This window comes from Collinsella sp. AM42-18AC (assembly GCF_003467965.1).
In the GTDB taxonomy this organism is placed as follows: domain Bacteria; phylum Actinomycetota; class Coriobacteriia; order Coriobacteriales; family Coriobacteriaceae; genus Collinsella.
In genome coordinates this window covers 1-1,454 of sequence record NZ_QSFY01000036.1, presented here as the reverse complement: position 1 = coordinate 1,454, position 1,454 = coordinate 1, and the positions used below count along the sequence as shown (strand labels likewise).

At 68.2% G+C, this 1,454-nt stretch carries 2 protein-coding genes; both read left to right on the top strand.

The window, feature by feature from the left end; translation table 11 throughout:
* The coding region (locus DW913_RS09930) for a transposase (RefSeq protein ID WP_369832286.1) at positions 1 to 544 on the top strand (544 nt) is incomplete at its 5' end.
* 20 nt (positions 545 to 564) lie between these two features.
* Positions 565 to 1,416, top strand: coding sequence for an IS3 family transposase (locus tag DW913_RS09925; protein ID WP_055250211.1), 852 nt, complete (start codon positions 565 to 567; stop codon positions 1,414 to 1,416).
* Positions 1,417 to 1,454 lie beyond the last annotated feature (38 nt).

The window sequence follows — 1,454 nt, the reverse complement described above, 5'->3', positions numbered from 1 at the left end:
TGAACTGCCTCCCATTTCTTGGACATCGGGAAATGGGAGGTTTTCCATGAGTATAGACCTCAGGGTGAAGCACGACCTGGAGTCCAGGAGGCGGGCCGTCGAGCTCTTCGACGCCGGCGTCGGCTGCAAGCCGGCGGCCGAGGCCCTGTCCGTCCCCCGCGAGACCGTGAGAGAATGGCAGTGGGTATACCGGGCGTTCGGAAGCGAGGCGCTGCTGTCCATGGGCGGGAAACAATCCAGGTACACATTCGAGCAGAGGGTCGCCGCGGCGTCGGCCGTGGTCGACGGCGGGATGGCGAAGACCGACGCCATGGCCGAGTTCGGGATCAGGTCGAAGTCCCCGCTGGAGCGCTGGTGCAGGCTCTACCGCGAGGGCGGCGCCGAGGCGCTGCGGCCCGGACCGAAGGGCAGGCCGAGGGGGTCGAGGTCGAAACCCCGGGCCCGCACCCGCGAGCAGGAGCTCGAGGAGCGCTGCCGCAGGCTCGAGGCCGAGGTCGCCTACCTAAAAAAATTGCGCGCCCTGGTCGAGCGGGACGGGCTCTGACCAGGGCGGCGGCCGAGGCGGTGAGGGCGCTGAGGGCGGAGGGGCACTCCCTGCGCCACCTGCTGGAGTGCTCGGGGCTCAGGAGGTCGACCTACTACTACGCGCTGGCGCACCCGCGGAGGCCGACCAGGCCCGAGCTGCGCGACGCCGCGGCCGAGATATTCTCGCGCACCGCCAACGGCTGCGGGCACCGGCAGATAGCCATGTGCCTGCGCGCCGAGCTGGGCGCGGTCGTGGCCGACAAGACCGTGCTCAAGATGATGCGCGAGATGGGCATCCGGTGCGGGATACGCCGCCGGGGCTCCCGCCGCCGGTACAGCTCCTACAGGGGGCTCGTGGGGAGTACGTTCGAGAACGTCATCGCGAGGGACTTCGGCGCCGAGGGGCCGTGGCAGAAGCTCGGCACCGACGTCACCGAGTTCAAGGTCGCCGGCGCCAAGGCCTACTGGGCCCCGGTGCTCGACTTCTGCACGAAGGAGATCGTGGCGAGCGACATATCGACCTCGCCGGACCTCGCCCAGCAGCACAGGATGCTCGACCGGCTCCTCGAGGCCCTGCCCGACGGGGCGGCACCGACCATGCACTCGGACATGGGCTGGCAGTACCAGCACGAGTCCTACACCTCCAGGCTGGAGGGGGCGGGCATCACCCAGAGCATGTCGCGCAAGGGGAACTGCATCGACAACGCCGCCACCGAGCAGCTCTTCGGCCACGTGAAGGACGAGTTCTACCGCGGCAGGGAGTGGGGCAGCTTCGAGGACTTCAAGCGCGACCTGGAAGGGTACATAGTCCATTGGAACACGCGGCGCAGGCAGGTAAGATTGAAGGGCCTGACGCCGGAGGAGTTCCGGAGCCGGGCCCTTGCGGCGTAGTCGCTATTTATTCAGTCCAAGTTTCGGGGCGCAGTTCA